This window comes from Legionella gresilensis (genome assembly GCF_900639865.1).
In the GTDB taxonomy this organism is placed as follows: Bacteria; Pseudomonadota; Gammaproteobacteria; order Legionellales; family Legionellaceae; genus Legionella_C; species Legionella_C gresilensis.
The window spans coordinates 51578-77484 of sequence record NZ_CAAAHX010000009.1 but is presented as its reverse complement, the minus strand read 5'-3'; the positions used below and the strand labels follow the sequence as shown (position 1 = coordinate 77484).

Below are 25907 nucleotides of genomic sequence, written 5' to 3'. Positions count from 1 at the left end.
TCCACTTCAAGCTACACTTCTTGTTTACCCCACTTAGCTTTGTCTCTTTTATCAAGCCATAATCGAAAACGAGCTAGTGATTTATTACCAAAAAACGATCTAACTGCTGAAAGCACAATAAATGCTTTAAAAAAATGAAACTTAGAACCTTTTCTAAGCCAAAAGTCACATACCTCTCCCTTAGTAGCGACAAATAAACGGTCATAAAAAATTAATTTAGGAAAAGCAAGACAGAAATAATTATTAATATTTTTTCCATGGGTTCCAAAAATAAGCGCTCCCTTTGGTAAACGGAGGATATCTAAGGATAAAATTAAAAAAAAATAAATTACCCAAGCGCTTTTGCGTTGTTTTTCTTCAATCCATAAGCAAGTAATTTCATGAGGCGGCTGGTCTTTAAAGCCGTTTTTTTGACTAATTTCTTCTAATTTAGCAAGAGATAAGGGAAGTAACGTTCGATAATTAGGGCCAGAACAAATACAGTATCCAGCAACTATATTTTCTTCAGAATCCGAGAAAAAGATCCGTACCTTAGAATTTTTAAAATATTCTAAATCAACCTGATTATGGGCTAAGGTGGCATATTTATCTCTAAAAATGGTCAGCAATGAATTATTTTTAATGAGTTTAGTTTTAATCATGTAGCAATATTTCTTAGATAAAATATAATCTCAGTATAGACCAATAAATGATAAATTAAGTTCAATTTGATTATTTTTTATTCAAATAATATTAGATTTTAGTTTATTAATGATGGCTAGAAGTGATGTTTAGCAGAATAAAAGAATTACTTTGTTTTTAACTAAATTCGCTTTTTTTTAGAGCTTATTCAATAAATTGATAATAAATTTCATCGTTTTTTACCATGCCTAATTCATAGCGAGCTTGTTCTTCGAGAGCTTGATCACCCTGCTTTAACTCTACGATATCTGCTTCTAGGGCTCGATTTCGGGTCATTAGATTTTCATTTTCTTGCTTTTGTTGGTTTATTTTACCCTCTAGTTGGCGCCAATGCAGAATACTTCCATCACCTAGCCATAATTTATACTGTAAGCCTATAAGAGCTAAAATTAGAATAATTATGACTGGGCGCATAGTCTGATTACCTTAAAATAGGGTTAATTGATTGTTATAAATCAAGAAAATATTTCTCTAGCTGGATATTGAAGTGTAGGAACTAATTCCTGAATTCTTAAAAGCTGGTTATACTTAGCAACGCGATCAGTTCTACATAATGAGCCTGTTTTAATCTGACCACAACCGGTTGCTACTGCTAAATCAGCGATGAATGTATCTTCTGTCTCACCTGAACGATGTGACATCACACAGCGGTAATTATTTTCTTGAGCTAATTGAATAGTTTGCCTTGTTTCAGTTAATGTTCCAATCTGGTTGGGCTTAATTAAAATAGCATTGGCAACCTGCTGGTTAATACCTTCCTCTAGAATCTTTGCATTGGTTACAAACAAGTCATCACCGACTAATTGTACACGATTGCCTATTTCCGCTGTTAACGCTTGCCAACCGTCCCAATCACTTTCATCTAATCCATCTTCAATACTTACTATTGGATAAGCAGAAATTAAATCATGATAATAAGCAATCAGTGCGGCACTATCTAATCTTTTATTCTCAGAAGAAAAATAATAGTAATTATCACGATATAACTCAGACGCCGCAACATCAAGAGCAAAAACAATATCCTCACCCAATTTAAAGCCAGCTTGATCTACCGCATGTGCTAACATATCTAATGCATGTCGATTTGACTTTAAGTTAGGCGCAAAACCACCCTCATCGCCTACAGCCGTATTTAAACCATATTGCTTTAAGACAGATTTCAAACAATGAAATATTTCAGCCCCCATCTGTAATGCAATAGAAAAATTATGAGCACTAACCGGAATTATCATAAATTCTTGAATATCTACATTATTATCGGCATGAGCGCCACCATTTAACACATTCATCATTGGCACAGGCATACGCATATCTTCACCGCGATGCAATGCTTGATAAAGTGGCTGCTGACTTGCATTAGCATAAGCGCGAGCAGCAGCTAAAGATACAGCTAAAATGGCGTTAGCACCAAAATGAGATTTATTTTCTGTACCATCCAATTCTTGTAGTTTCTTATCTATTTCTTCTTGTTGATCAACAGAATAACCTTTTAAAGCACTATTAATTTCAGTATTAATGTAATTAACAGCTTTAGTTACGCCTTTACCATTATAACGTTCCGGCAAGCCATCACGAAGCTCACATGCTTCTCGTGTTCCTGTTGATGCACCTGAAGGTACACTTGCTCTCCCTGTAAATCCATTTGCCAATGATACATCTGCTTCCACAGTAGGATTACCACGTGAATCCAAAATTTCACGTGCTTTAACGTTTACAATTAGCATATTCTGACCTTACATTATGAAACTTAATAGTTATTTATATCTAACGCTTAGAGAGAGATTTAATTATTTATAACAGGCGATATTGTTTGGTGCCTAGGTAAGATTGTCAAGCGCTATCCCTAATTTATAAAGATGAGACTTTAAGCTTAAACCTCACCAGCATAACCTTATTGTTAAAATAGTAGAATTATAAACTTCGACTAGCTATAATCACCCAAACGCGACTTAGGTTAAAAACCAATATGGGAAGCATCTTTAATATGTTTGGGCCTTCACCGATTAGGCCTATTGAACAACATATGCGTAAAGTGCATCAATGTGCCAAACAGCTTCATCCTTTTTTTACTGCTGTTCTTAATCAAGATTGGCAAATTGCAGATACCATCAAACAAAAAATCATTGAGCTGGAAAAAGAGGCTGACGGTATTAAACGAGACCTAAGACTACATCTACCTACTGGCCTTTTTCTTCCTGTATCTCGCACTGATCTTTTAGAATTGTTAAGCGCCCAAGATCGCATCGCAAATAAGGCAGAAGATATTGCAGGTTTAATTATAAGTCGCCAGATGAAAATTCCTCATGAAATTTCAGAGGCATTCATGACATTTCTTAGTCGCTGCTTAGATGCTTCTAAACAAGCTTGCAAGGCAATCAATGAACTTGATGAGCTACTAGAAAGCGGTTTTCGTGGTAGTGAAGTCAATATTGTTGAAGAAATGATTATGATGCTCGATGAAATAGAACATGATAGTGATAAAAAACTTTGGGATATTAGACATTCAATTTTTGAGCTGGAAAATGAAATGCCAGTTATTGAAGTTATTTTCCTTTATAAATTAGTCCAATGGATTGGTGATCTAGCAGATCATGCGCAAACAGTAGGAGCGCGTCTTCAAATTCTTATTGCCCGGTAGTTAAATCCATGGATCATTCTTTTATTTTACTTTTAGTTGCCCTTGCACTTTGTTTTCTTATGACCTGGGGAGTCGGTGCTAATGATTTAGCTAATGTCATGAGTACCACAATGGGCTCGAAAGCCATCACCGTTCGTCAAGCAATGGTTATTGCCATCCTGTTTGAATTCGCCGGTGCCTTTCTTGGTGGAAGCGGTGTTACCGAAACAATGCGGGATGGCATTATTAATAGTAGTCAACTCCTTGATCAACCTTTAGTACTTATTGAAGGCATGCTTGGTGTTTTATTAGCTTGTACTATCTGGATGAATCTAGCCAGTTATTTAGGCGTACCTGTATCCATTACTAATGCCTTAGTTGGTTCTATGGTAGGCTTTGGTGCTACCGTTTTAGGTAGTCAAGCTATTCATTGGGATCAGGTTTATCGTATTGCTATTAGTTGGGTAACCTCCCCCTTTATAGCAGGGGTTACAGCTTATGCTTTATTTACCAGCATTCAACAAGTTATTTTTATTAAAAGTGATCCACTAGAAAAAGCAAAAATGTATGTGCCTATTTATCTTTTTTTAGTAGGTTCCATTTTATCTTTTATCACCGTGTTTAAAGGTTTAAATCACTTTGATATTCACCTTAATTTTAAACAAGATTTAGCAGTTACTTTAGCAACTAGTATAACGCTTACCATTGTAGGCATGATTATCATCAAGCGTATTCCAGAAATAGGAAAAATTAGACGGCGTGATCGCTTTATTCAGGTTGAAAGATATTTTGCAGTATTGATGGCTTTAACTGCTTGTGCAATGGTTTTTGCGCATGGTTCTAATGATGTAGCCTTAGCTGTAGGCCCTTTAACAATCATTTATTCGTTGGTAACTACTCCTCATCAATCCATAGGCTTAGATAACTACCCTGCTTGGATTATTTTTTTAGGTTGTTTAGGTGTTGTTTCTGGACTCTTAATGTATGGCCGTAAAGTGATTGAAACGGTAGGAAGTTCTATTACGGCTTTAACCCCAAGTCGCGCTTTTGCTGCTACTTTAGCAGCAGCTACTACAGTTGTAGTTGCAACTAGTTTAGGAATTCCTGTCTCGGCTACTCAAACGTTAGTAGGTGCTGTTTTAGGTGTAGGGTTAGCACGAGGTATTGGTGCACTTAACTTAATTGTAATCCGTAATATTTTTATGTCTTGGATATTAACCCTACCTATGGCATCACTATTAACTATTCTTTCTTATAAGTTATTACATGCTTTAATTGGCTAATTTAAACGTGAGTTTGATATAGAAGAAACCGAGGCTCTATTCGGACGCTACACGAATATTATGAATTATTGCTCGAAGTTAATTCTTGTAAAAGAAAAACAGGAGTAAGTTGGGCTACGCGAAGTGCAGCCCAACAAATGATGAATAGATTACCCGTTTATAACTCACGTTAGGCTGCGCTTTGCTTAGCCCAACCTACGGCACTTCTATGTATGCAGCCCCTTTACCCAGCCTACGTCCTGCGGCTTGTCCGCAGGATCCAGTGATGGCTAATTCCTAGATTCGGCGTACAAGTCGCGGAACGTAAGCATAGAGCAAGCGTAGCAACCAAACAATAGAACATAGGTAAGACAATAGCGAATTTACGTCAAAGACAAAAGAACTGAAAGACTAGAATTCTTCCCAAATTTCATTTTGAGATGGATCAGGTTCTGCATTATCGCGTAATCTTGCGACGCGCTCATTCTTTTTGATTTCTACCATCTGGGAGTGTGATTTTTTATGTTCTTCATCAAATTCATAAAAGAATTCATCATAAGGACTAATATAGGCTTTATCAATATCACTTGAACTCATACAGGATCCTAAATAAAAAGTATATCTATAATTTTATCGTCTTTTGCAGTAACTTACCATTTTACCGTTAAAATTCTTATGAGGTTTTCATGACTATTAAAAAAGCAGAGCTCCATGTCCATTTAGAAGGAACTATTCCTCCTTATTTAGCCAAGAAGCTTGCAACACGTAATAACATGACGTTACCTAAGGCACGTATTGCCGAAGATGGTAAGCGTTATATATACAAAGATTTTCTAGATTTTTTAAGTGCTTATGATGATATTGCCGCTCTGATCAAATGCCCACAAGACTATTACGACATTACTTTTGACTATTTAAAATCAACGGCCGAATCAGGCGGAATTTACGTTGAAATGATGTATTCACCTGATCATGCTGAGCAAGCCAGCGGTATCCCTTCACATGAACATTTGCAAGCTATTCAGCAAGCCATTGATGATGCTTATAACAAGTTTAATATTACAGGTCGCATTATCATTACCGCTGTTCGGCATTTTGGTGCTGAATCAGCAGAAAAAGTAGCAAGGCAAGCTTTAAAAGAAACTGTTCCTTGTATCGTTGGCTTTGGTTTAGGTGGTGATGAATTTAATTTTCCGCCTAAATTATTTCAAAAAGCTTATAATATCGCAGCAGACGGTGGGTTAGCTTGTACAGTCCATGCCGGTGAATTTGCGCCAGCAAGTGGCATGATTGAGGCAATGGATTATCTACCCATTCAACGTATTGGACATGGTGTTATGTCTATCCATTCACCAGAAACTATTGCAAGGCTCAAAGATAAAAACATCGCCTTAGAAATTTGCCCAACTAGCAATATTGCCTTAGGACTTTTCCCAAGTTTAGAAAGTCATCCATTAGTTCCCTTAATGGAAGCAGGAATTAAGGTGAGCTTAAATTCAGATGACCCGCCATTCTTTGGCACGGATCTAGCTACAGAATATGAGAAGGTACAACAGTTACATCAATTCTCACAAGAAAAAATGCTTAACTTCACCCATATGGCAATCGAAGCTGCTTTTGTACCTGATGAAAAGAAAAAACAGCTGCTTGAAGCTACAAATACTTTATGAAAGAAATAAACCGGCTTATCCGCGCTATTCAGAAAATTAAAGATTCCGCGGTTAAGCCGCGGAAGGTAGAAATTTTAAACTTTTTAAGAAATAAATTGTCAATAGATACAGTTAAGCTGGTTCTTCTAAGAATCGTTTAAGCTTTTTCATAGCGTTTTTTTCAAGCTGCCTTACTCTTTCTGCTGATACGCCATATTTAGCAGCTAAATCATGTAAAGTAGATTTATCTTCGGCTAACCAACGCTGTTGTAAAATATCCTGACTGCGCTCATCAAGTTGTTCTAGCGCAGCAAATAAACTATCTTTTCCTTGTTCGCCACTTCGTTCAAGCTCTATTAAATAAGCCGGATCACTAGCACTATCATGTAAGAAGTGAGACGGCACTTTATAAGCTTCATCATCATCGTCAGAAGCAGGCGTGTCATAGGAAGTATCCATAGCATTTAGTCGCTGCTCCATTAGCATGACTTCATCTCGGCTTACACCTAAATCATTAGCTACTGCATCAACTTCTTCACTATTAAACCAGCCTAGACGGGTTTTCATCTGCCTTAGGTTAAAAAATAATTTTCGCTGTGCTTTTGTGGTTGCTACTTTAACAATTCGCCAGTTACGTAATACATATTCATGAATTTCAGCCTTAATCCAATGAACTGCAAAAGAAACTAACCGGACACCTAATTTTGGGTCAAAGCGCTTAACTGCCTTCATCAGGCCTACATTGCCTTCTTGAATTAAATCGCTAAGTGGTAAACCATAACCTAAATAACCACGAGCTACTCGTACGACATAACGTAGATGAGCTAATACTAAATTACGAGCGCTTTCCAGATCACCCTCATTTTGAAAGTGCTCTGCATAGCGATATTCTTCTTCAGCAGAAAGCATTGGAATTTGATTAACTCGATGAATATAAGCATCTAAACTGCCTATAGGTAAAGTTAATGATGCCAACTGCAGCTGCTTATTCATAACTTCCTCCAGTTATCTACTTCATAACAGGCCACATTAATGATAGATACAACGCCTTTAACTTCGGCTTCTAAATTTTTTGTAAGCTTGCTCATGCTACACTAACTTCTAATTAAAGTATAACATCCTAAGCCATGACTTGTATTTATAAAGCGGTCTAATTATAAACTAAGGATAGGGCTCAATGGAAGATAGCTGTTTTTTAACGGCTATTCTTGCTCCTAACCATCCTAAAATAACTGCTACAAACACAATAAAGTAGGCTTGTTTTACAGATAAACCTAATAAAGGATATTGCATATGGTAAGCAGAAGATAGCTCTTGTACCGCTACTGCTACACTTAACATGAAAATATTAACAAAGAATATAGCAAAAACTGCACCTAGCATACCATACCAAATACCCGCATAGAGAAAGGGTCTAAGTATGAATGTGTCTGTCGCACCAATCAGTTTTAAAATTTGAATTTCTTCCTGACGTTTGTGTAACGCCAACCGAAGAGTATTACCAATAATTAGTATTACCGCTAGCGCCAATAATATAATTATAGCATGCGCTATCCTACTAACAAATCCTAAAATTGCATGCAACTTGATTAACCATCGCATATCCAATTTGGCTTGTTCTACTTGTGAGAAAGCTTTCAAACGTTCAAAAAGTTGATTAATTTTTAAGGGCTCATTGACTGTTTTATTAGGAACAATTTCAATCACCGCTGGAAGTGGGTTTTCAGGTAGTGAATGTAAAATTTCTCGCATGCCTTCCTGCTGCTCTAACTCCGCAAAACCTTGTGCTTTGGTCCTTAAAGTAGCATAACCAACACCTTCTACAGCACGGACTTGTAATAAGAAATTATTTTCATCTTCATTTGATAAATTAGATTTAAGATAAAGCGAAATATGACCACTTCCTTGCCACTGGGCTGTTAACTGCTTTAAATTATCATTTATCACCCAAAATAAGGCAGGGAGTGTTAAAGTAATAGCAATAACAATGGCAGTTAACATGGTTGCTAGTGGCGTACGGCATAAAGAATTAAAGCTTAAGGTAGCTGCCTGCATATGATAAGAAATCCATGACTGTAGCTTTTTTAACATATTTGCCCTTGTTTTAACATGATAATTCTATGTTTTAAGCCTGCAATTAAGGCTAAATCGTGAGTTGCCACTAAAATACTAACCCCAACCTCATTAAATTGGGCAAAAATTTTCATAATCTCACTAGATAAACTAGGGTCAAGGTTGCCAGTAGGTTCATCGGCAATTAATAAAGCCGGCTTATGGACAACTGCCCGTGCAATACCTACACGCTGCTGCTCACCTACCGATAGATGAATGGTTAACCTTTTTTCTTTATTTAATAATCCAACCATGTCTAAAGCAGCATGCACTCGCTTAGTGAGCATCGCAGGAGGCATACCTTGAATTTGGAGAGGTAAAGCTACATTATCAAATACAGAACGATCATGAAGTAGATGAGGAGACTGGAAAGTAATACCTAAGCTGCTGCGGTAATTGGCTATATCACGCTTTTTAAGCTGATTTACATTAATACCATTTACAATTAGCTGGCCTGATGAAGGGGATTCAAGTTTAGCAATTAATTTTAATAACGTACTTTTGCCAGCACCGGAGTGGCCAGTAATGAAGACCATCTCCCCTCTTTCTAAAGAAAAATTAATTTGACTTAAGGCTTCAAAGCCGCCTGGATAACGCTTAGTAACCTGATCAAATTTAATCATCATTAAAAATTGCCTTAACAAATTGAGTTGCCTCAAAAGGACGTAAGTCGTCTATTCCTTCTCCTATACCAATATAACGAAAGGGAATAGCTAATTCATTCGCAATTGCAAACAAAATTCCACCTTTTGCAGTACCATCCAGTTTAGTCATAGTAATTCCTGTTAAACCAATTGCTTGATGAAATTCACGTGCTTGATTAAGCGCATTTTGCCCTATACTTGCATCTAGAATTAACATTGTTTCATGAGGAGCATTTGGATTAATTTTCTGCATTACCCTTTTCACTTTCTTCAATTCTTCCATTAAATTATTCTGAGTATGTAACCGGCCCGCAGTATCTGCAATTAAAATATCTATGCCACGTGCCTTAGCAGCTTGAACCGCATCATAAATAACTGAAGCACTATCAGCACCAGAATGCTGAGCAATAACGGGTATTTGATTTCTCTCACCCCAAACTTGTAGCTGTTGTACAGCTGCTGCACGAAACGTGTCTCCCGCTGCTAACATTACTTTTTTGCCCTGTTGCTGATATTGTTTAGCTAATTTACCAATGGTAGTCGTTTTACCCGCACCATTAACACCTACCATTAAAATAACAAAAGGGGAGCCGTCTGCAGTCTTTAAAGATAAAGGCGCTGTATTGTTAGTAAGTATGGTTTGTAATTGTTCTCTAAGTGATTTAAAAATAGCATCACCATCAACCAATTGTTTTCTGGCCATGCCAGCACTTAACTTATCTAAGATATCTTGGGTAGTATTAATACCTATATCAGCATGTAATAATAATGCCTCTAAGTCTTCAAAAATAGTTTCATCTATTACCTTTTTACCAAGTAAGAGACGTCCAATACCCTCACCCAACTGCTGTCGCGTTTTAGTTAGGCCTTGCTTAAAACGAGCATAAAAGCCAAGCTTAGCAGGATTTTCCTCCTCTATTGGTGACAGAGTTTCTTCTAGCTCAGCTTCTATTACCTCTTGCTCAGGTAAATTTGGCTCAATTTTTGATTCAACAGGCTCCTTATAAGTCTCTGTTTTCTTAGTAGATGCATCTTGATTTCTTTTAAACCATTTAATCATAGGTATACAAATTAAAGGAAATATGGAATTCTATCACCTTTTTTACCGAAGAGTTAATCTATGCGTGTAGTATTAGCGATCACTTTTTTATTATTTTCTTGGGCAGCGACAGCTGATGTTCAAAAATTCACCTTAGACAATGGATTAAAAATTATAGTAAAAGAAGATCATCGAGCACCGGTAGCAGTTTCCATGATATGGTATAACGTTGGTTCAGCGGATGAACCAGGTGGTATTACAGGGGTATCACATGCCCTTGAACATATTATGTTTAAAGGTACTACTAAATATCCCCTAGGTGTGTTTTCTAAAACAATCGCTGCAGTTGGAGGACAGGAAAATGCCTTTACCAACTATGATTACACAGCCTATTATGAAAAATTAGCTGCTTCACAATTACCTATTAGTTTTGAACTTGAAGCAGATCGTATGCAACATCTTTTATTAAACAAAGAAGAATTTTCTAAAGAGATGTTAGTTATTCAAGAAGAAAGAAGACAACGTACTGATGATAATCCTCAAGCTCTAGTTTTCGAACGTTTCTTAGCGAGCGCCCATTTATCCGATCCGTATCACCACCCAATTATTGGCTGGATGGATGACTTAAAAAATCTTAAAGTTGGCGATGTAAAAGCTTGGTATCAAAGTTTTTATGCACCTAATAATGCTACTTTAGTCGTTGTAGGTGATGTAGACGCTAAAAAAGTCTACGATTTAGCAAAAGTCTATTTTGGCCAAATACCTAAAAAACCTACTTTCACGCGTAAGGCACAAACCGAGCCCCCTCCCTTCGGACCAAAATTAGTTGAAATACATACACCAGCACAATTACCTATGTTAATGTTTGGTTATAATGTACCTAGCTTAAAGACCGCTGCTGCTCCATGGGAAGCCTATGCTCTTGAATTAATTACAGGTATTCTAGATGCTGGTGAAAGCTCTCGCTTTGCCAAGAGCTTGGTTCGTGGTAGCCATATAGCAAGCAGTGCTAACGTTTATTATAATCTTTACGCCCGCTATCCAACGCAATTTATTTTTTTTGGCATGCCTTCACAATCACATACACTGCCTGAGCTTAAAGCAGCCCTCCTAAAAGAAATAAAGAAATTACAAACTGACCTAGTTAGTACGCCAGAGTTACAAAGAATTAAAACACAAATTATTGCTCAGAAAACGTTTGAAAAAGATTCTATTTTTGGACAAGCAATGGAGCTTGGCTTGTTAGAAACAGTTGGTTTAGGTTGGCAAGCAGCAGAAGCTTATACAGATAATATCAATGCTATTACACCTGAGCAAATACAAGAAGTTGCCAAACGATATTTTAATGACAACTCCTTAACAGAAGCTCAATTATTTCCTATACCGCAGTCTAAAGGATAAAAATGAAAGCAAAATTTATTCTAAGTTTTCTATTAATTTTTTTTCAAATTAATTTATTAAACGCTCAATCATTTAAAATTGACCGCTGGAAAACAGCAAATGGCGCCCAAGTTGTTTTTTATCAGGCAATGGAAGTACCTATACTCAATATAAGTATTGCTTTTGCTGCGGGCTCGGCTTATGACGGCGCCAATTTTGGTCTTAGTGCTCTAACGACTGAACTCTTAGACCAAGGCGCAGGTAGTTATGATGCCACACAGCTTGCCGAAAAAATTGCTGATACAGGTGCCCAATATAATGCAGAAACAACGAGAGATATGGTTGTTTTACAATTTAAAACCTTAACGAAAGAGGATGCACTAACGCCAGCTATTGATGCTTTAACAGCTATCATTAATAAGCCTCTTTTTAAGCAAGATGCTTTTAATCGCGAAAAAAATCAACAATTAATGGCCATTGCTCAACGTCAGGAATCCCCTGATGAAGTAGCTAATATTGCTTTCTTTAATAAGCTTTACGGTAATCATCCGTATGCTCATCCAATTTTAGGTACAGAGCAAACTGTTAAAGCAATTAATTTAAATCAAGTGCGTGACTTTTATAAACGTTATTTTACTAGCCAAAATGCCACTATTATTTTAGTTGGTGCTATTGACACCACCCAAGCGCACAAGTTAGCTGAACACTTAACCTCTGGGCTTAAGCAAGGCTCCTCTGCTCCTTTAATTCCTAAAGCAACGCCTTTGTCTACTGAAGAAAAAGTCACCATTAACTATCCTTCTTCGCAAACAATCCTGAGATTAGGCCAGACTGGCATTAATCATGCTAATCCCAATTATTTTCCTTTAATGGTTGGTAACTATATTTTAGGTGGTGGCGTTTTAGTTTCCCGCTTATCAAATGAAGTCCGAGAGAAGCGTGGCTTAACATATGGCGTGGTTAGTCAATTTATACCTATGCCCGGTATAGGTCCTTTCTTAATTAACCTATCAACTGTTAACCAGCAAGCCGATACTGCATTAAAGATTACTAAAGAGACGCTAACTAATTTTTTAACGAAAGGGCCTACTGAAGAAGAATTAGCTGCAGCAAAACAATATATGACAGGTAGTTTCCCTCTATCATTAGCAAGCAATAGTAATATTGCAGGCATGCTATTACGTATGGCATTTTATAAATTACCAGATGACTATTTAGATACTTACGTCACTCGCATTAACTCAGTAAGCACAGAAGATATCAAAAAAGCTTTCGATGAAACGCTACAGCCGAATAAGATGTTACTGGTTTCTGTAGGAAAAATATGAAACAAAGCATCAGGATCATCGGTGGAAAATATCGCAGTAAAAAGCTATATTTTCCCTCGCTTGATGGTTTAAGACCGACACCGGATCGAGTCAGAGAAACGCTATTTAATTGGCTGATGTACGATATACACAATGCGCGTTGTATTGATGCTTTTGCAGGAAGTGGTGCTTTAGGTTTTGAAGCTTTTTCACGTGGCGCCGCTCACGTGACCTTAGTTGAAGCACAACCAGCTGCCTTTAAAAACTTACATCAAACAGCCTTAAATTTTAATGCACCTAATTTAAAAGTTATTCATGTCGATGCACGAGCTTTTCTCCAAAATATACAAGAACCGGTAGATATCATTTTCTTAGATCCACCCTTTGCCAGTAGTTACCTTGCAGAATGTTTACAAATCATTGCACAGGGTCATTGCTTGTCGTCCAAGGGTTTAGTTTATATTGAATCTGCTAAAGAAATTATACTTGACCCCTTACTGTGGTTTGAGCGAAAATCCAGCAAGGCTGGACAGGTATATTATGCTCTTTATGAAAAACGTACATAACTTATTCATGTAAGCTTGACAAGAGGGCTCTGCTCCTGTTTCAATCATCTACTCTCTATTGATTTTAAAGCATAAGATGAATAAGACGCTTACAGTGCTCCTGCTAGCAAGCCTTCTACTCAGTGGATGTCGAACTGGGGTTGCACTTATGAAACCGCCTATTAATGAACCAAGTGATGATGCAACAATTAAATTAGCTGAAGCTGCATCATCAATTAGTGATTCTATGCTTGAGATGGCAAAGGTTGAAAAAGTCATTTTGCCAACAACTAAAGATAATTCTTTAACAATTCCTAGCACCTACAATTTACAAGCAAAAGCCTCTGTAGACTGGTCAGGGCCTATTGAAGAATTAATTGCCCGGGTTGCTTTGGCTGCTCATTATCGTTTAAGAGTTATAGGTAGAGAACCTTCAGTACCTATTTTAGTAAGCGTAAACGCTAAAGATCAGAGCCTTGCTGAAATCCTAAGAAATATTGATTATCAAGCTGGAAAAAAAGCCTATTTACATGTTTATCCTAATAGTCAGGTAGTTGAATTGCGTTATGCTAAAATTTATTCGTAGTTTATTAATCATTGGTTTAGCGCTGCTAGTAGGTTGTACTAGATCATCCGTTCATGTAGCCGATATGGGGTCGTTATCAGGTTTGCAAGCACTTGCTAATGTCAAAAGTAAGAGTAATAAAAATGCCCGCCGCGGCGGCGCAATGCGAGCTGCCGCTCTCAGTGAAATTGCGCTTAGCTTAGGTGCCCAAGCGGGCCTCGCTTGTCGAGCCAATACTATTAATAAGCATTTAACAAAACAGGCCAGAATATTAGATTCGGTTTTTGATTTTAACTCTTTAGTACTTGATCACAACATTTTACCGCCTGTACTACTTGAAGGACGCAATACATTAAATTTAGCTGATGCACAAACCATTCGTGTATCAGATAGAACTTATAAAATAGCAAAACAGGCACGCTTTATTACAACGCCACCTAATTGGCGGGAATATTTATGGATGGATTATAAACAACCCGAACCACCAAATCTATTTATGTTACCGAAGACAAAGGCGGAGAGAAAAGCCTGGCGAACGTGTGTCGCGCGTGGTTGGAAAAATGGTATAGAGCAAGCTAATACTATATTGGAAGAAAGTATTGCTCGAATAAAAGAAGACTATACCGGCATGATTTTATATCGAAAACTATTAGCACTAAATATGGTTTCAGCCCCTTTTGTTGCCAGTACTGAGTTAGGCGTTACAGGTGATGCTTCTGAAATCCATATCGATGATAGGGTATTACGTATTACAGCGCTTCCCGGATTAAATATAAATAGTAATGAGTGGCGTGCAGCAGTTGCTAAAGATGAAAACGCACTAGAACAATTTAAGAATATGGAAAAACTAGCTCAAAATGCCCAAATTAACATTACAAGCAAAGCTTGGCAGCCAGTTATTGCGCCAATCAATGAAAAAAAATATTAGTGAAGGAATTATTCTAACAACATTTATGCTTAAAGTTTCCTATACTGTATGAGTATATTGTGAAGTTTTGCTTTATGATTTAGTTAATTAAATTAAATCCGACCCAGTAAAAAATGTTAATCTTTATGTTGAATTAGTTTATTTTAATCTAGCTTCTGTAATAACCAGATAATATTATCTTTGGATTTTTCCAATTAAAAATTAATAAAATTAAAATAATGACATACAATTTTATTAATAGACTTTGCAATAAAATTAAACATACTTAGTAAGATAAATAAATTAAATCGGCTTAGTGCTTTGGAACTATTATGAATAATACTAATTTAATGCCTGATGAGCCCTCGCGTTTCACGCCTATATTTATGGATAAAATGCTACAGCACGCTGAAACTTTAAGCGCATCAGACATTACTATTCAAACAGGTTCCCCTATTTATGCTGAAGTATATGGTAGATTATTAAGGATAACCAATCGGAGTTTATCGAATACTGAACTAGGTGATTTAATAAATGCAATTTATGGCCCAAATGCTACAACGCAGCTTTTATCAGGGAAAGACATTGATACTCATTATGAATTCCGTCCTAATCGTGGCGTACGCTATCGCTATCGCGTTAACGGAACTTCTTGTCTAGTTGAAGGCCATGATGCTATCCAAATTACATTAAGAACCATTCCAACAACGCCACCTAGATTAGAGACAATGGGTCTACCAGATAATATAGTGGAAGCGATTGCTCCCCAAGAAGGTATTGTTTTTATAACAGGTGCTACTGGATCAGGAAAATCAACTCTACTAGCTTCCATTATCCGAAATTTAATTGAGAGTGAAAATTCTAACCGAAAAGTCCTTACTTATGAGGCACCAATAGAATTTGTCTATGATGAGATTGAGACAATTTCTGCCATTGTCAGCCAATCAGAAATACCACGTCATTTACCTAGCTTTGCTGAAGGTGTGCGTAATGCATTAAGACGTAAACCAAGATTAATCATGGTTGGCGAGTGTCGAGATGCAGAAACAATTAGCGCCGCCTTAGAAGCTGCCTTAACAGGGCATCCTGTCTATACAACCCTGCATACCTCAGGGGTAGCAGAAACGATGCGCCGCCTAGTGACTTCTTTTGCAGGTGAAGAACGTGTAGGTCGAACAATCGATATTTTAGAAACCATAAGACTTTGTATTTGGCAAAAATTAGTTCCAACGGTTGATGGTAAACGAGTTGCGCTGCGAGAATATCTAATTTTTGATGAGGAAGTACGCGATATTTTGTTAACTGGTGATCCTAATGATGTTACCTCTTCAACAAGAAAACTTGTTCGGCAACGAGGGCAATTAATGACTGAAGATGCTAGACAAAAATTTGAGGAAGGAATAATCTCTGAACGTGTTTATAAAATAATTATTGCCGGTACGAAAGAGTATCAACGTTAGGATAAGACGTTTAGACAGCGCCTCTAAAAATTTTTGCTATAGCTTACAGAAAAATACTGCATACTTAAAAAATTTACCATTTCTAAGCGCAAATTTACAAAGCTAGATTAAACTATTTCCCATTCAAATGCTTTAGCAAAGATTTATCTGGAAAGCTATTCTAGCTATATACTATGAATCTGGAGTATTTGGTGTACTATCGGGGCCAATACCAGGCGAAGCACCTCCGCTGCCTCCGCCGCCACTCGGTTTTTGCAACTTACTAATACCTTTCATAGCATAACCAGAAAGTTGTTTATCTATTTGTTGTGCAGCACCTGTTGTTGCCTTAGTTGCCTCACCAACTTTACCTTTAGTATCCTCAGTCCATTGTACTGTTTCTTGGCCGGCAGATTCCGCTTGTCCACCAATCCATCGTAAAACTTTATCAGGCAATACCACAATTAAGGTAAAAGCTTTTTGCACCACAGTAAGGTACATTGTTGTATAAATTATTATTGAGAAAAAGTAGGCATAAACGCCCGCCCAACCGGAGTAGCCTAAATTGGAATCAGGTTTAATAATATTATTTGGGTCAATATCATTAGAAAAACTAAATGTTGTTTGATTATTTTGTAAGTATGACAACACATTATTAAAACCTGCATTAATGACCCAAACGCTTACATATGAAAGAGCAATAGCAGCAATATAACCAATAATCATCATTGATGGCCTTAAAAAGACATTCATCAAAATCATAATAGCTTGCTCACCTTTACCAAAAGGTCCTTCCCCTTCGGGATGTGTGACGCCTAAGGCAACAATAGGCGCTGCCACCATCGCTTCAACAACCGCCATTAACCAACCTATAGAACCAAACGTAAAAATCATATACGGTAAAAATGGAATATAATAAGCTGTTATAAAACCAATAACTAACATGGTTCCTAACCAAGCAACTAATAAGGGCATTACTAAGGCAATAAATGGCATAATAAAGATGCCAAATGGAGAAATAGCAAATATAAGTAGATAAATCCACAATTCATTGGCAAAGTTGATAAAACTAATACCCATATTAGATAAAGCAATCACCGGATTCATGCTAGGTTGCTGTAACCAAACAATACTATTTTGGAAAATAACCGTCATGCCTTTGAGAGGCAAATACAAAAATGCCATAATAACTTCATTAAAAAGATTAACCAGCAGCGAGAAAAAGAAATTAAATAGGTTTCTTATTAATCCATTATAAAAAACATCGCCTAGCGCTGCTCCTACACAACCTACCACCTTTATATGCCCACAAGGAAAATCGATGTGAGGTAAGCTAATATTGGTTGGATTAAATTTAGGCATAATATTCATTGTAAATTGAGGTGGGGTCATACCTGGCTGACCTAAATTTAACATGGCTGAATTATTGATATAACCATAAACTGTACTAGCATTATTGCCAGTAATAGGACTTATAGGTTGGGCTAAAGTTGGTAAAGCTATACCACTGTTATCACTTCCATATTGGCCATTAATTAAACTAACAATATTTGCTAGCGGCCCTCCATTAGCATTCAACCAAATACATAAATTTGGATAAGTGCTCTTCTGACAATCGTAATTATTAGTACCAGTAAAAGCCCAAGGAGCAATTTTTTGAAAACTACCTACATCAACATTCGTAGAGTCATTTAAACCAGCGCCCGTATCATAAATCGTATTAACCGAACTATTAAGATTAGCTGAATTTAATTGAGCTAAATTAATAAAATAACTACCCGCCTGCATCCAACCTTGGGAATTTGCTTGATTGATAAATTGCCCTAATTTTCCTTCAAGATTTGTTTGAATAGCTTGATTCATGATATTAAGGCTTGGCGCCATAATACCCATATAATCACCAATAGCATTTTGGAATTCAGCTCCACTAAAAAGAGGAGTTGTTGAATTACCTGGTATAGGGCCCCAGCTTGTACAGTTGCTAGCTGCAGTAGAGTCTGAACATAAAGAGTTTGAAGAAGCTGAAAGCGGTATACCAAATTGTTGCATAGCCCAAGGTGGTGTATAGTTTGGCGAGGTGCTAGTGCTAGTTGTCGGTGGTTTATTGATTAATGGATCATTATTAACCATTACTTGGGCGATCAGTGCTAAATCATTATATAGTTGTTGAAGCGCGACAGCACGGGACATCGTTATAGTTTGGATCTCACTAGCATTAAGCTGTTGTGCCATTGTCTTGCCAGTCTTGGGATTTACTGTATAAAGAGAGGCTGTATCAAAAGCATTCCACATGATAGAGCCACAAACACCATTTAAACTACTGTAAATTGAGCCCATGGGGAAATAGGGCATCGGCAAGTTCCATGCTCCCTTGTTAGGAAGGCTATTTTGCACTGCTACGGGATTTATAGTACTGAGAAAATCAGGAACTGGCGTATTACAAAATTGATTCATAGGTGAATCATTGGAGTTTTGCAGTAAAAAACATGGGCCAGAATCATTTCGTTTTTCATTAAGATAGGCCATCCGCAAATTCTCTAACGTGACTTGTAGGCCATACATGCATACTTGTCCGGTTAAAATCTTCGATGCACCTGAAGGTACGTCCATCATAGCGGCGTTTGGAAGAATAGAAGGAGGAGGAATAGGATTACTTTGTGGTTGAACAATTACACCGCCCTGAGCAATATAGCTTAAAGCTGCTGTCCAAACTTTATCTGCTGCACCAATGCCTTGAACCACCACCCACATGACAAAAATCTGCATTAAGCAGTAACCTGACGCTTTTGGTATTAATAAAGCTAGACCTAAAGTTGTCCGAACCGGCACCCAAACAGAAGACCATTTTTGACCTAGCATTTTACCTTCGTTAGCCGTATTAATAGTAGACACACACATGGTGTACATTGTAACAACGCCACCTAATGCCAGAACAGCTGAATTAAATACGGAAAATATACTGCCCAAAATTTGACTACCAGTACCATGGAGTACACCATCTACCACGCCAAATAGATCACCTAAGAACACAACAGAAAAATCACCCGGTGTCGGAGCAAATGTTATATTAGATGGGTTATGGAAGGATGAAGCCAGCACCAAAGTCGGAAATAGTATAAATAAAAAACTTAAAATAAGCCTTTTCATGACTTCTCACCTAAAAAACCTCTTCTATACCATTCCTTAAATGTACACCCTAATTTCCTTTCCTTAATTTGGTAATACCAAAAGTGATAACGAAATGCTAGAGCAAGAGTAACTAACATAAGCACTAAGCTAATTAGTGCTGCAATAATGCCACCTAAAAACATATGGTAAATTGCATAGCATAAAAAACCAAATGCTATTACACACATAAGTATACTTAAGCGATACAAACCTCGTTTACGGGCTTCTAAATTAGCTTCAGTTAAATTCATCGCAGCCATAGCGGCTTCAAAATTAGCCGAAGCTTCGTTTGAAGAAGTCTTGTTTTTCTGCGGAACAAACAAAAACCTTAAGACATTAGTTAAGTATAGCGTAAAGGCATTAAGACGATCAAAATCAGTCCAAGCTCGAACATTAAAAATCGATTTAAATAAACTTCCTACTCTTGATCCTGATTTTTTTTGCATAAATTTTACAATTTAAAGGAATAGACATTTACTATTCTTACTATAATACTATATTAGTTAAATTACGTGCACTTTATCTATCTATAACACCGTAAAAAAAGAGTAAAAAATGCCTGATCTTAGTCATGAAGCCTCCGCTCAATACTGGTTTGAGTATGTTGATCCGATGATTTATCGAGTTATTACCTTTATGGAAAGCGTTGAAGATTGGACCCTTGATAAGGATCCCAATTTAGAAGAAGCGCTTAAGCGTTTAGGCCAAGAACTCGATGATATCGAAAAAGTCGACATGGGTAATTTAAATCAAGAAGATACCTTTATAAGGTTAGTAGGTAATATTAAGTCTGGACGCGGTTTAAGGTTACTACAAGCGATTGATACTGTTCATCCAGGTAGTGCATCTCGTGTTCTTATTCATGCTGAAGAGACCACTACAGGTAGCCATGATCCAGCAGGCTTTTTTTTGAAGCGTAACATTACCTTTGAGAGACTACGTTTACTTGCTCGCGTATTTTCTGAATATCGGTTAAGGTTAGTAGCTAAGGCTCTTGAAGGAGAAGAATAAGAATGAAATTAAAATATTTAGTATCAAGCATGTTACTGGCTCTTTCCTCAACTGTAATAGCATCACAAGGTACGCCTGCCAATGTTAGCCCAGCTCCAAATAACAATACAGATGATGAAGTTAGTAAAATTGCTACTTATTTACAAAATTTAGGTCAATATTTTGGTTATGACCTTACTCAATATTGTCAGTCAGGTGGCCCTTGCTCAAATAACAGCAGTACGGGAAATTCGAATAATGCTGCTAATACTAGTGGAACAGGCACAACTTCCACTGCACAAACATTTAGTAATACACTCGTTGATCAAAATACTGCTTACTCTGCTCAGCTTAATCTTTACCATACAGTTTTAGGCGCAGTAGTAGGCGGTGGTACTGGTAATAACGAATTACCAAGTGCAGCTCAAAATGCTAATCCAATTGTGCCCACAACACTAACTAGTAACAGCAACTTATCCGGTTTTTCAATTATTAATACACTTTCAGGACAAACTTACTCGAACCCACCCTATTCTAACCCGTCAAGTCAAACTGCTTCTGTCTCTCCACTTATTGATCAGCGAACTTACCAGCCTGATCCTGTAAGCCAAGCGATTTTAAATATACTTGCAACACCTAATTATACTTTTTGCATAGAAAGTGGTAGTAATCTTATTTCCCAAAAGTGTCCTTACTTGTATCGAGAAAATATTATCAAAAATGTTGTAGGGCCCTTACCAGGCACCCAAAAAGTTTTCACAGCAGAAGTAAACGCACCCTTAATCCCTCAATTAAACATTAATACTTTAATTTCGCCATTACTTTATTCCACCACCAGTAATACTAACCAAACCACTTCTAGCTCCGGGTTTGATGATTTAACCAATCCAGTTTTAACGGCAAAAAGTCAAGTACAACAAGCAGAAAATTTTATTCGCTATGCAACCGGCGCAGTTTTGCCTGTTTCTTTACCAGATTGGAATACTTATAATAACTTACTTAGTCAAGCCTTGAATTTTAGTAAAACAACACCAATAGATCAACAGCAGGAAGCTTATGCTCGATTAAGTACTTATTTAGCAAGGTTGCGCAGTTATGCTGCTCAAACGTCTGTAGGAATAAGTAACCTCTATTACATAATGTCTAAGCGTCTTCCTCAAAGTTCACCTGGCCAACAAGGTGCCCAAACAAGTCAGGCTTTAAATGAATATATTATGGCTAGCTGGCGTCTTTACAATCCTCAAGCACAAGGGACTAGTAATAACCCTGGCCAACAACAATGGTTGACTCAAATTAACCAGGCTTCTAGCGCATCAGTTCAAAAGGAAATAGCGGTTTTATTGGCCGAGATTAACTATCAGCTTTATTTGATGCGTCAACAACAAGAGCGTTTATTACTTACTAATTCTATGTTTTTACTTCAGTTTTCTGCGCAAACTCAACCCGATGGATCTACCTTAACAGGGGATACTTCTACTACAAATGCAAATAATCTATCGAATACAAGCCAATAAAAAATAATTAGTTAAAGTTTGATAAGTTTTTCAAACTTTAACTAAACTGCAATGCCTTGTTTTTTCGTTTGATATTTTTAGCAATTTTTAATTTTTCTAGCACAGCCTCTACTGTTACTAATTTCATTGTTTCTTCACCATGTGCATGCGTACCCCATTTATTCTCATGTGGCGCTTTTTTAAGGACTTGTTCTACTGCTATAGAATAACAATCAACAGCTAAATCCTGATAAAGATAGGGACCAGAAACTTGAGCACTTGTTACAGCATGTAAAGCTACTACAGGCGTACCTACAGCTGCAGCCATATGAGATGGGCCGGTATCAGGGCACAATAAAACAGTTGCCTGACTGATTAGTGCTAAAAGTTGTTTAGGTCTTGTCTTGCCCACTAAATCAATGCAAGTAACTTGTTTTTGTATAGCATCAGCTAAGAACCGATCATAAGCGCCAGGCCCGCCTGTTAGAATCACTTGCATCTGCCACTGAGATTGTGCATAACGAATTACTTCAACATATCGATTAATAAGCCAACTTCGTTCTGGCTTACTTGCCGCTGGATTAACGAGTAAAACTGGCTGTCCGGAAGTAAAATAATGAAGTGCCCACTGGTAATCCGCTGCTTTGATGGATAAGTTCCAAGTCAATACTTTTTCTTTAATGCCTAAAACATCAGCAAATTTTAAAAAAGCCTCTAAGGTATGATCATTTCCTGGTTTAATTGTTTCATTAATAAACCATTTATGACCATCCTTAGCACGTAATGGATCATAGCCTATTTTTCGTTTTGCTTTAATGAAACTATAAAGTAAATTAGCTCGAAAACTTGACTGAGCAGCCAGTAAAACATCAAAACGGCGGCCAGTTAATCTTTTTTTAAACTGTAAATAATCTTTTATCGAATTAGGTTTTGGAATCACGATAAATTCAACATTTTGCATACCTTCAACTAAGTCATAGGCAGGTCTTGAAATAACCCAAGTAATTTTTGCTTGCGGTAACTGGGCTTGCAAAGTACGAATTAAAGGAACTGTCATTAAGACGTCACCTAATGCAGATAAACGCACAACACAAATAGAATTAATCATTTTTTAGAATAAAATGAGCGCTGCAATAAGGGCAAACTACTTCACCTGTTTTTTCTATAGGAAGATAAACTTTTGGATGAGCGTTCCATATTTCCATTGCGTCTGTTGGGCAGCTTAATGGTAAATCTTTTGGATGAACGATATACTCTCGCTTTGTACTTGGTGGCTGTTTATGAGACTGAGACATGAGATTCTCCCTGGCCTATAAAGTAATATACAATAGAGTCCTTGCATAACCAGCATCTTTTACTTTAGTGCTGCGTTGCAAACGTTTCTACGGTGCTCCTACTCTCTGTAAACTCCGCTCCTCGAAACCTTTATGCCTTGCACTAAAGCAAACTCTACAAGTTGTACAAGAACTCTAATCATTTAAATGGATTAACCTAAGTAAAACTTCTTTTAAACGAGCTAAAAAAAGAATTCACCTAACTTTGGCGATTATCCAATATTTTAGTGACTAACGCTATTATTTTACTGCAGCTTTCCAGTTTATCACAGGCAAAAGTGTTACTTTCTGGCCAACGTCGTAACCAGGTTAGTTGCCTTTTAGCGAGCTGTCTTGTTGCTGCAATTGCTTTTTCTCGAAAATGATCAAAGTTATCCTTACCCAAAAGGTAGTCATAAGCTTGACGATAACCAACGCACCTTATGGCAGGACAGTTTGGAGGTAAATGCCAATTATCTAATAATAGCTCCACTTCTTTGATAAATCCCAAGCTCAACATTTGGTCAAATCGTTTAGCAATTCGCTGATGCAGCCAAGCTCGTTCTTCTGGAACTAAGAGAATATTTGTAAAGGAGTAAGGCATTTGTTGTCGTTCAATTAGCAAAGTAGATAAAGGTTTTCCAGTTACATAAAAAACCTCAAGAGCGCGTTGAATTCGCTGTGTGTCATGTTGATGAATCTTTGCAGCAGAATAAGGATCAATATTGGCTAAATCAGCATGCAATTTTTCCCAGCCAAAACAACTTGCCTGTTCAAGCAAATAATTACGTGTTTCTTTATCCGCTTCTGGCAAGACAGATAAACCCTGCTGAAAGGCATTAAAATACATCATTGTACCACCGACCAATAACGGGATTTTCCCTGCCCTAAAAATTGCGTCACATAATCTTTCTGCTTCTTTACAAAATTCAGCAGCAGAAAAAGCCTGGGGTGGGTCTAATATGTCAATTAAATGATGAGGTGTTAATGCTAGTTCCGCAGCTGTTGGTTTTGCTGTACCAATGTCCATCTCACGATAAATCATAGCTGAGTCAACACTGATAATTTCAAAAGGGAATTGCTTCACTAATTCAATAGCCAGCGCTGTTTTCCCAGAAGCAGTCGGTCCTAATAGACAAAAAATATTATTCAACATTTAACAAACTCTGACAAATTTCCCTAGAGAAATACCTAATCACTTGCAATTTTTCTAATGTAGGCTGATTTTTTTCTAAATAAGAAATATAACTTCTGCACTCCTCTTCTGTAATAGGTGTATCATCTTGACTACAATTTTCAATGAGTAAACCAATGAGTGAATCTAGATTAAAACAAGAAGAAGCAAAAAAAGAAACAAGAAAAGGTTTAAGATTTAAGTTAGGAATCAATTGAGGTAAAGAGTAAATAATTATTTTGTTATCTTCTTTAAGTTGAATATCAATTCCTACTTTAAGTAAAAGCTCTCTTGCTAATTGTAAATCTTCAAAAGATAACTTTGGAATATCATTATAAACAGGTACAAGTAAAGCCCTAGATACTAAAGGAAGGGCACTGGTATGAAGTACATCCTGTAGCCAATGTTGTTGTAGCTTTAGTAAATCGATTATATAAGGTTTTTGGTCTAGATAAATAAGCATAAATCTTTTATAGAGTTGTAGCCATTTAAAATTAGTCTGTACCTCACCTTGCTGCATTAACCAATTAAAGGTTTCACTATTTTCTTGTACACTTAATGACTCTTTATTTAATTGGCGCTTTGGCCATTCTTTAGAGAATGAAGGGTTTAGATGCACTGGTAAATTAAGCGTATGACGTAACTGTGTATTAATAAAATCATGAATTAAACGTGGTTGCTGGAAACGTACTTCATGCTTAGTTGGATGAACATTAACATCTATCTCTTGAGGGTCAATCACTAAATACAAAATACAAGCTGGATGGCGTCCAGGATAAAGAATAGGTTCATATACTTGCTTGATAGCATGATTAATTAATTTATCTTTTACCATCCGGCCATTAATATAAACCCAAATTTTATCATTTTGACTACGCTGGTAATGAATGTCACTTATCCAACCATAAAGCTTTACACCATTATGTTCAGCATCAAGATACATAGCATTTTCAACAAATTGCTTACCTAACAATCGACTAATACGCGCCTTTTGTAACACTTCTTGTGTCGCAGCAGGTAGAGATAGGGTCGGTTTCCCATTGTGATTTAGCTTGATTGTGACATGAGGCGCGCTTAACGCAAAACGCCTTACTAAATTATCAATAGCCTGAAATTCAGTTTGTTCTGTTTTAAGAAATTTTTTACGTACAGGTGCATTGTAAAATAAATCACAGACATCGACCGTTGTTCCTTTAGCTCGTGGAAATGGCCTTAATTTAGCTTCTTGATTTTGATAATCAAGTAACATCCCATGTTCTTGCATGGCAGGCTTTGAGCTAAGAGTAAGTTTAGAAATCGATGCTATACTTGCGAGCGCCTCTCCACGAAAACCTAAGCTTTCTATAGCAGCTAAATCTTCAAGCTTAGTTATTTTACTTGTGGCATGTGGCGTAATGGCTAAAGGTAAATCTTCAGCGACAATACCTACCCCATTATCACTTATCTTAATCTGATTTAAGCCACCAAAACCTATATCAATATGAATAACATCCGCTTGTGCATCTAGGGCATTTTCTAATAACTCTTTAACCACCGATGCAGGCCTTTCGATCACTTCCCCGGCAGCAATTTGATTGGCGACTTCAGTAGATAATTGATGGATTCTCATAAATGATACAACT

At 37.0% G+C, this 25907-nt stretch carries 25 protein-coding genes; 11 read left to right on the top strand and 14 right to left on the bottom strand.

Annotation, left to right across the window (positions count from 1 at the left end; genetic code table 11):
• Positions 1-11: 11 nt before the first annotated feature.
• The 3 genes from E1P04_RS12105 to eno form a co-directional block, all read right to left on the bottom strand.
• On the bottom strand, positions 12-641 hold the full coding sequence (locus E1P04_RS12105) for a hypothetical protein (protein ID WP_131783168.1): 630 nt from the start codon (positions 639-641) through the stop codon (positions 12-14).
• A gap of 184 nt (positions 642-825) precedes the next feature.
• On the bottom strand, positions 826-1095 hold the full coding sequence (gene ftsB / locus E1P04_RS12100; protein WP_131783167.1) for a cell division protein FtsB: 270 nt from the start codon (positions 1093-1095) through the stop codon (positions 826-828).
• A 41-nt stretch (positions 1096-1136) separates the two neighbouring features.
• Positions 1137-2405: a phosphopyruvate hydratase gene (gene eno, locus E1P04_RS12095; protein ID WP_131783166.1), complete on the bottom strand. Its 1269-nt coding sequence runs from the start codon at positions 2403-2405 to the stop codon at positions 1137-1139.
• 242 nt (positions 2406-2647) lie between these two features.
• Here eno and E1P04_RS12090 point away from each other — a divergent pair, with 242 nt between their 5' ends.
• Positions 2648-3319: a TIGR00153 family protein gene (locus tag E1P04_RS12090; protein WP_131783165.1), complete on the top strand. Its 672-nt coding sequence runs from the start codon at positions 2648-2650 to the stop codon at positions 3317-3319.
• A gap of 8 nt (positions 3320-3327) precedes the next feature.
• Positions 3328-4581, top strand: coding sequence for an inorganic phosphate transporter (locus E1P04_RS12085; RefSeq protein WP_131783164.1), 1254 nt, complete (start codon positions 3328-3330; stop codon positions 4579-4581).
• 390 nt (positions 4582-4971) lie between these two features.
• Here E1P04_RS12085 and E1P04_RS12080 read toward each other — a convergent pair whose 3' ends face one another.
• On the bottom strand, positions 4972-5157 hold the full coding sequence (locus tag E1P04_RS12080) for a CBU_0585 family protein (protein ID WP_131783163.1): 186 nt from the start codon (positions 5155-5157) through the stop codon (positions 4972-4974).
• A gap of 89 nt (positions 5158-5246) precedes the next feature.
• Here E1P04_RS12080 and E1P04_RS12075 point away from each other — a divergent pair, with 89 nt between their 5' ends.
• The gene (locus tag E1P04_RS12075) at positions 5247-6230 is read left to right on the top strand and encodes an adenosine deaminase (RefSeq protein ID WP_131783162.1); all 984 of its coding nucleotides are present in this window, start codon (positions 5247-5249) and stop codon (positions 6228-6230) included.
• Between the two features lie 111 nt (positions 6231-6341).
• On the opposite strand, the gene rpoH is transcribed toward E1P04_RS12075, so the two are convergent.
• The 4 genes from rpoH to ftsY form a co-directional block, all read right to left on the bottom strand.
• The gene (gene rpoH / locus E1P04_RS12070; RefSeq protein ID WP_131783161.1) at positions 6342-7202 is read right to left on the bottom strand and encodes an RNA polymerase sigma factor RpoH; all 861 of its coding nucleotides are present in this window, start codon (positions 7200-7202) and stop codon (positions 6342-6344) included.
• 168 nt (positions 7203-7370) lie between these two features.
• A complete protein-coding gene (gene ftsX, locus E1P04_RS12065) occupies positions 7371-8300 on the bottom strand; it encodes a permease-like cell division protein FtsX (RefSeq protein ID WP_131783160.1) in 930 nt (309 codons plus the stop codon).
• A complete protein-coding gene (gene ftsE, locus E1P04_RS12060; RefSeq protein WP_131783233.1) occupies positions 8294-8944 on the bottom strand; it encodes a cell division ATP-binding protein FtsE in 651 nt (216 codons plus the stop codon). Before ftsE ends, ftsX begins: the two co-directional genes overlap by 7 nt.
• Positions 8937-10025, bottom strand: coding sequence for a signal recognition particle-docking protein FtsY (ftsY, locus tag E1P04_RS12055; protein ID WP_131783159.1), 1089 nt, complete (start codon positions 10023-10025; stop codon positions 8937-8939). The genes ftsE and ftsY overlap by 8 nt, the downstream gene beginning before the upstream one ends.
• Before the next feature lie 60 nt (positions 10026-10085).
• Between ftsY and E1P04_RS12050 the strand changes: the two genes are divergently transcribed.
• The 6 genes from E1P04_RS12050 to dotB all read left to right on the top strand — a co-directional run bounded on the left by E1P04_RS12050 (position 10086) and on the right by dotB (position 16168).
• Positions 10086-11405 carry a M16 family metallopeptidase gene (locus E1P04_RS12050; RefSeq protein WP_131783158.1) on the top strand — a complete coding sequence of 440 codons (1320 nt, stop codon included), beginning with the start codon at positions 10086-10088 and terminating at the stop codon, positions 11403-11405.
• 2 nt (positions 11406-11407) lie between these two features.
• On the top strand, positions 11408-12712 hold the full coding sequence (locus E1P04_RS12045) for a M16 family metallopeptidase (protein ID WP_131783157.1): 1305 nt from the start codon (positions 11408-11410) through the stop codon (positions 12710-12712).
• A complete protein-coding gene (gene rsmD / locus E1P04_RS12040) occupies positions 12709-13257 on the top strand; it encodes a 16S rRNA (guanine(966)-N(2))-methyltransferase RsmD (RefSeq protein ID WP_131783156.1) in 549 nt (182 codons plus the stop codon). Before E1P04_RS12045 ends, rsmD begins: the two co-directional genes overlap by 4 nt.
• 76 nt (positions 13258-13333) lie before the next feature.
• Positions 13334-13822 carry a type IVB secretion system lipoprotein DotD gene (dotD, locus tag E1P04_RS12035; RefSeq protein ID WP_131783155.1) on the top strand — a complete coding sequence of 163 codons (489 nt, stop codon included), beginning with the start codon at positions 13334-13336 and terminating at the stop codon, positions 13820-13822.
• The gene (locus tag E1P04_RS12030) at positions 13803-14729 is read left to right on the top strand and encodes a type IV secretion system DotC family protein (RefSeq protein WP_131783154.1); all 927 of its coding nucleotides are present in this window, start codon (positions 13803-13805) and stop codon (positions 14727-14729) included. The genes dotD and E1P04_RS12030 overlap by 20 nt, the downstream gene beginning before the upstream one ends.
• Before the next feature lie 329 nt (positions 14730-15058).
• Positions 15059-16168 (top strand): Dot/Icm type IV secretion system ATPase DotB, encoded by a 1110-nt coding sequence (gene dotB, locus E1P04_RS12025; protein ID WP_165482773.1) that lies wholly within the window; start codon positions 15059-15061, stop codon positions 16166-16168.
• A gap of 171 nt (positions 16169-16339) precedes the next feature.
• On the opposite strand, the gene dotA is transcribed toward dotB, so the two are convergent.
• Together dotA and icmV are read right to left on the bottom strand one after the other, a co-directional pair.
• Positions 16340-19294 (bottom strand): type IVB secretion system protein DotA, encoded by a 2955-nt coding sequence (gene dotA / locus E1P04_RS12020; protein ID WP_131783152.1) that lies wholly within the window; start codon positions 19292-19294, stop codon positions 16340-16342.
• Complete coding sequence (gene icmV / locus E1P04_RS12015) at positions 19291-19761, bottom strand: type IVB secretion system protein IcmV (protein WP_131783151.1); 471 nt, start codon at positions 19759-19761, stop codon at positions 19291-19293. The genes dotA and icmV overlap by 4 nt, the downstream gene beginning before the upstream one ends.
• Before the next feature lie 109 nt (positions 19762-19870).
• Here icmV and icmW point away from each other — a divergent pair, with 109 nt between their 5' ends.
• Together icmW and icmX are read left to right on the top strand one after the other, a co-directional pair.
• Positions 19871-20326: a type IVB secretion system protein IcmW gene (gene icmW, locus E1P04_RS12010; RefSeq protein WP_131783150.1), complete on the top strand. Its 456-nt coding sequence runs from the start codon at positions 19871-19873 to the stop codon at positions 20324-20326.
• 2 nt (positions 20327-20328) lie between these two features.
• Positions 20329-21819, top strand: coding sequence for a type IVB secretion system protein IcmX (gene icmX / locus E1P04_RS12005; RefSeq protein ID WP_131783149.1), 1491 nt, complete (start codon positions 20329-20331; stop codon positions 21817-21819).
• Positions 21820-21856: 37 nt separating this feature from the next.
• Here icmX and E1P04_RS12000 read toward each other — a convergent pair whose 3' ends face one another.
• The 4 genes from E1P04_RS12000 to mutL all read right to left on the bottom strand — a co-directional run bounded on the left by E1P04_RS12000 (position 21857) and on the right by mutL (position 25894).
• Positions 21857-22906 carry a glycosyltransferase family 9 protein gene (locus E1P04_RS12000; protein WP_131783148.1) on the bottom strand — a complete coding sequence of 350 codons (1050 nt, stop codon included), beginning with the start codon at positions 22904-22906 and terminating at the stop codon, positions 21857-21859.
• Positions 22899-23093 (bottom strand): zinc-finger domain-containing protein, encoded by a 195-nt coding sequence (locus E1P04_RS11995; protein WP_131783147.1) that lies wholly within the window; start codon positions 23091-23093, stop codon positions 22899-22901. Before E1P04_RS11995 ends, E1P04_RS12000 begins: the two co-directional genes overlap by 8 nt.
• 238 nt (positions 23094-23331) lie before the next feature.
• Entirely contained in the window at positions 23332-24267 is a 936-nt protein-coding gene (gene miaA, locus E1P04_RS11990; RefSeq protein WP_131783146.1) for a tRNA (adenosine(37)-N6)-dimethylallyltransferase MiaA, read from the bottom strand.
• Complete coding sequence (mutL, locus tag E1P04_RS11985) at positions 24257-25894, bottom strand: DNA mismatch repair endonuclease MutL (protein WP_131783145.1); 1638 nt, start codon at positions 25892-25894, stop codon at positions 24257-24259. The genes miaA and mutL overlap by 11 nt, the downstream gene beginning before the upstream one ends.
• Between the last annotated feature and the right edge of the window lie 13 nt (positions 25895-25907).

What these genes read in the sequence shown, in the direction of transcription:
- E1P04_RS12105 (WP_131783168.1), bottom strand. Translation starts at nt 641, where the DNA reads ATGATTAAAACTAAACTCATTAAAAATAATTCATTGCTGACCATTTTT.
- ftsB (WP_131783167.1), bottom strand. Translation starts at nt 1,095, where the DNA reads ATGCGCCCAGTCATAATTATTCTAATTTTAGCTCTTATAGGCTTACAG.
- eno (WP_131783166.1), bottom strand. Translation starts at nt 2,405, where the DNA reads ATGCTAATTGTAAACGTTAAAGCACGTGAAATTTTGGATTCACGTGGT.
- E1P04_RS12090 (WP_131783165.1), top strand. Translation starts at nt 2,648, where the DNA reads ATGGGAAGCATCTTTAATATGTTTGGGCCTTCACCGATTAGGCCTATT.
- E1P04_RS12085 (WP_131783164.1), top strand. Translation starts at nt 3,328, where the DNA reads ATGGATCATTCTTTTATTTTACTTTTAGTTGCCCTTGCACTTTGTTTT.
- E1P04_RS12080 (WP_131783163.1), bottom strand. Translation starts at nt 5,157, where the DNA reads ATGAGTTCAAGTGATATTGATAAAGCCTATATTAGTCCTTATGATGAA.
- E1P04_RS12075 (WP_131783162.1), top strand. Translation starts at nt 5,247, where the DNA reads ATGACTATTAAAAAAGCAGAGCTCCATGTCCATTTAGAAGGAACTATT.
- rpoH (WP_131783161.1), bottom strand. Translation starts at nt 7,202, where the DNA reads ATGAATAAGCAGCTGCAGTTGGCATCATTAACTTTACCTATAGGCAGT.
- ftsX (WP_131783160.1), bottom strand. Translation starts at nt 8,300, where the DNA reads ATGTTAAAAAAGCTACAGTCATGGATTTCTTATCATATGCAGGCAGCT.
- ftsE (WP_131783233.1), bottom strand. Translation starts at nt 8,944, where the DNA reads ATGATTAAATTTGATCAGGTTACTAAGCGTTATCCAGGCGGCTTTGAA.
- ftsY (WP_131783159.1), bottom strand. Translation starts at nt 10,025, where the DNA reads ATGATTAAATGGTTTAAAAGAAATCAAGATGCATCTACTAAGAAAACA.
- E1P04_RS12050 (WP_131783158.1), top strand. Translation starts at nt 10,086, where the DNA reads ATGCGTGTAGTATTAGCGATCACTTTTTTATTATTTTCTTGGGCAGCG.
- E1P04_RS12045 (WP_131783157.1), top strand. Translation starts at nt 11,408, where the DNA reads ATGAAAGCAAAATTTATTCTAAGTTTTCTATTAATTTTTTTTCAAATT.
- rsmD (WP_131783156.1), top strand. Translation starts at nt 12,709, where the DNA reads ATGAAACAAAGCATCAGGATCATCGGTGGAAAATATCGCAGTAAAAAG.
- dotD (WP_131783155.1), top strand. Translation starts at nt 13,334, where the DNA reads ATGAATAAGACGCTTACAGTGCTCCTGCTAGCAAGCCTTCTACTCAGT.
- E1P04_RS12030 (WP_131783154.1), top strand. Translation starts at nt 13,803, where the DNA reads ATGCTAAAATTTATTCGTAGTTTATTAATCATTGGTTTAGCGCTGCTA.
- dotB (WP_165482773.1), top strand. Translation starts at nt 15,059, where the DNA reads ATGCCTGATGAGCCCTCGCGTTTCACGCCTATATTTATGGATAAAATG.
- dotA (WP_131783152.1), bottom strand. Translation starts at nt 19,294, where the DNA reads ATGAAAAGGCTTATTTTAAGTTTTTTATTTATACTATTTCCGACTTTG.
- icmV (WP_131783151.1), bottom strand. Translation starts at nt 19,761, where the DNA reads ATGCAAAAAAAATCAGGATCAAGAGTAGGAAGTTTATTTAAATCGATT.
- icmW (WP_131783150.1), top strand. Translation starts at nt 19,871, where the DNA reads ATGCCTGATCTTAGTCATGAAGCCTCCGCTCAATACTGGTTTGAGTAT.
- icmX (WP_131783149.1), top strand. Translation starts at nt 20,329, where the DNA reads ATGAAATTAAAATATTTAGTATCAAGCATGTTACTGGCTCTTTCCTCA.
- E1P04_RS12000 (WP_131783148.1), bottom strand. Translation starts at nt 22,906, where the DNA reads ATGATTAATTCTATTTGTGTTGTGCGTTTATCTGCATTAGGTGACGTC.
- E1P04_RS11995 (WP_131783147.1), bottom strand. Translation starts at nt 23,093, where the DNA reads ATGTCTCAGTCTCATAAACAGCCACCAAGTACAAAGCGAGAGTATATC.
- miaA (WP_131783146.1), bottom strand. Translation starts at nt 24,267, where the DNA reads ATGTTGAATAATATTTTTTGTCTATTAGGACCGACTGCTTCTGGGAAA.
- mutL (WP_131783145.1), bottom strand. Translation starts at nt 25,894, where the DNA reads ATGAGAATCCATCAATTATCTACTGAAGTCGCCAATCAAATTGCTGCC.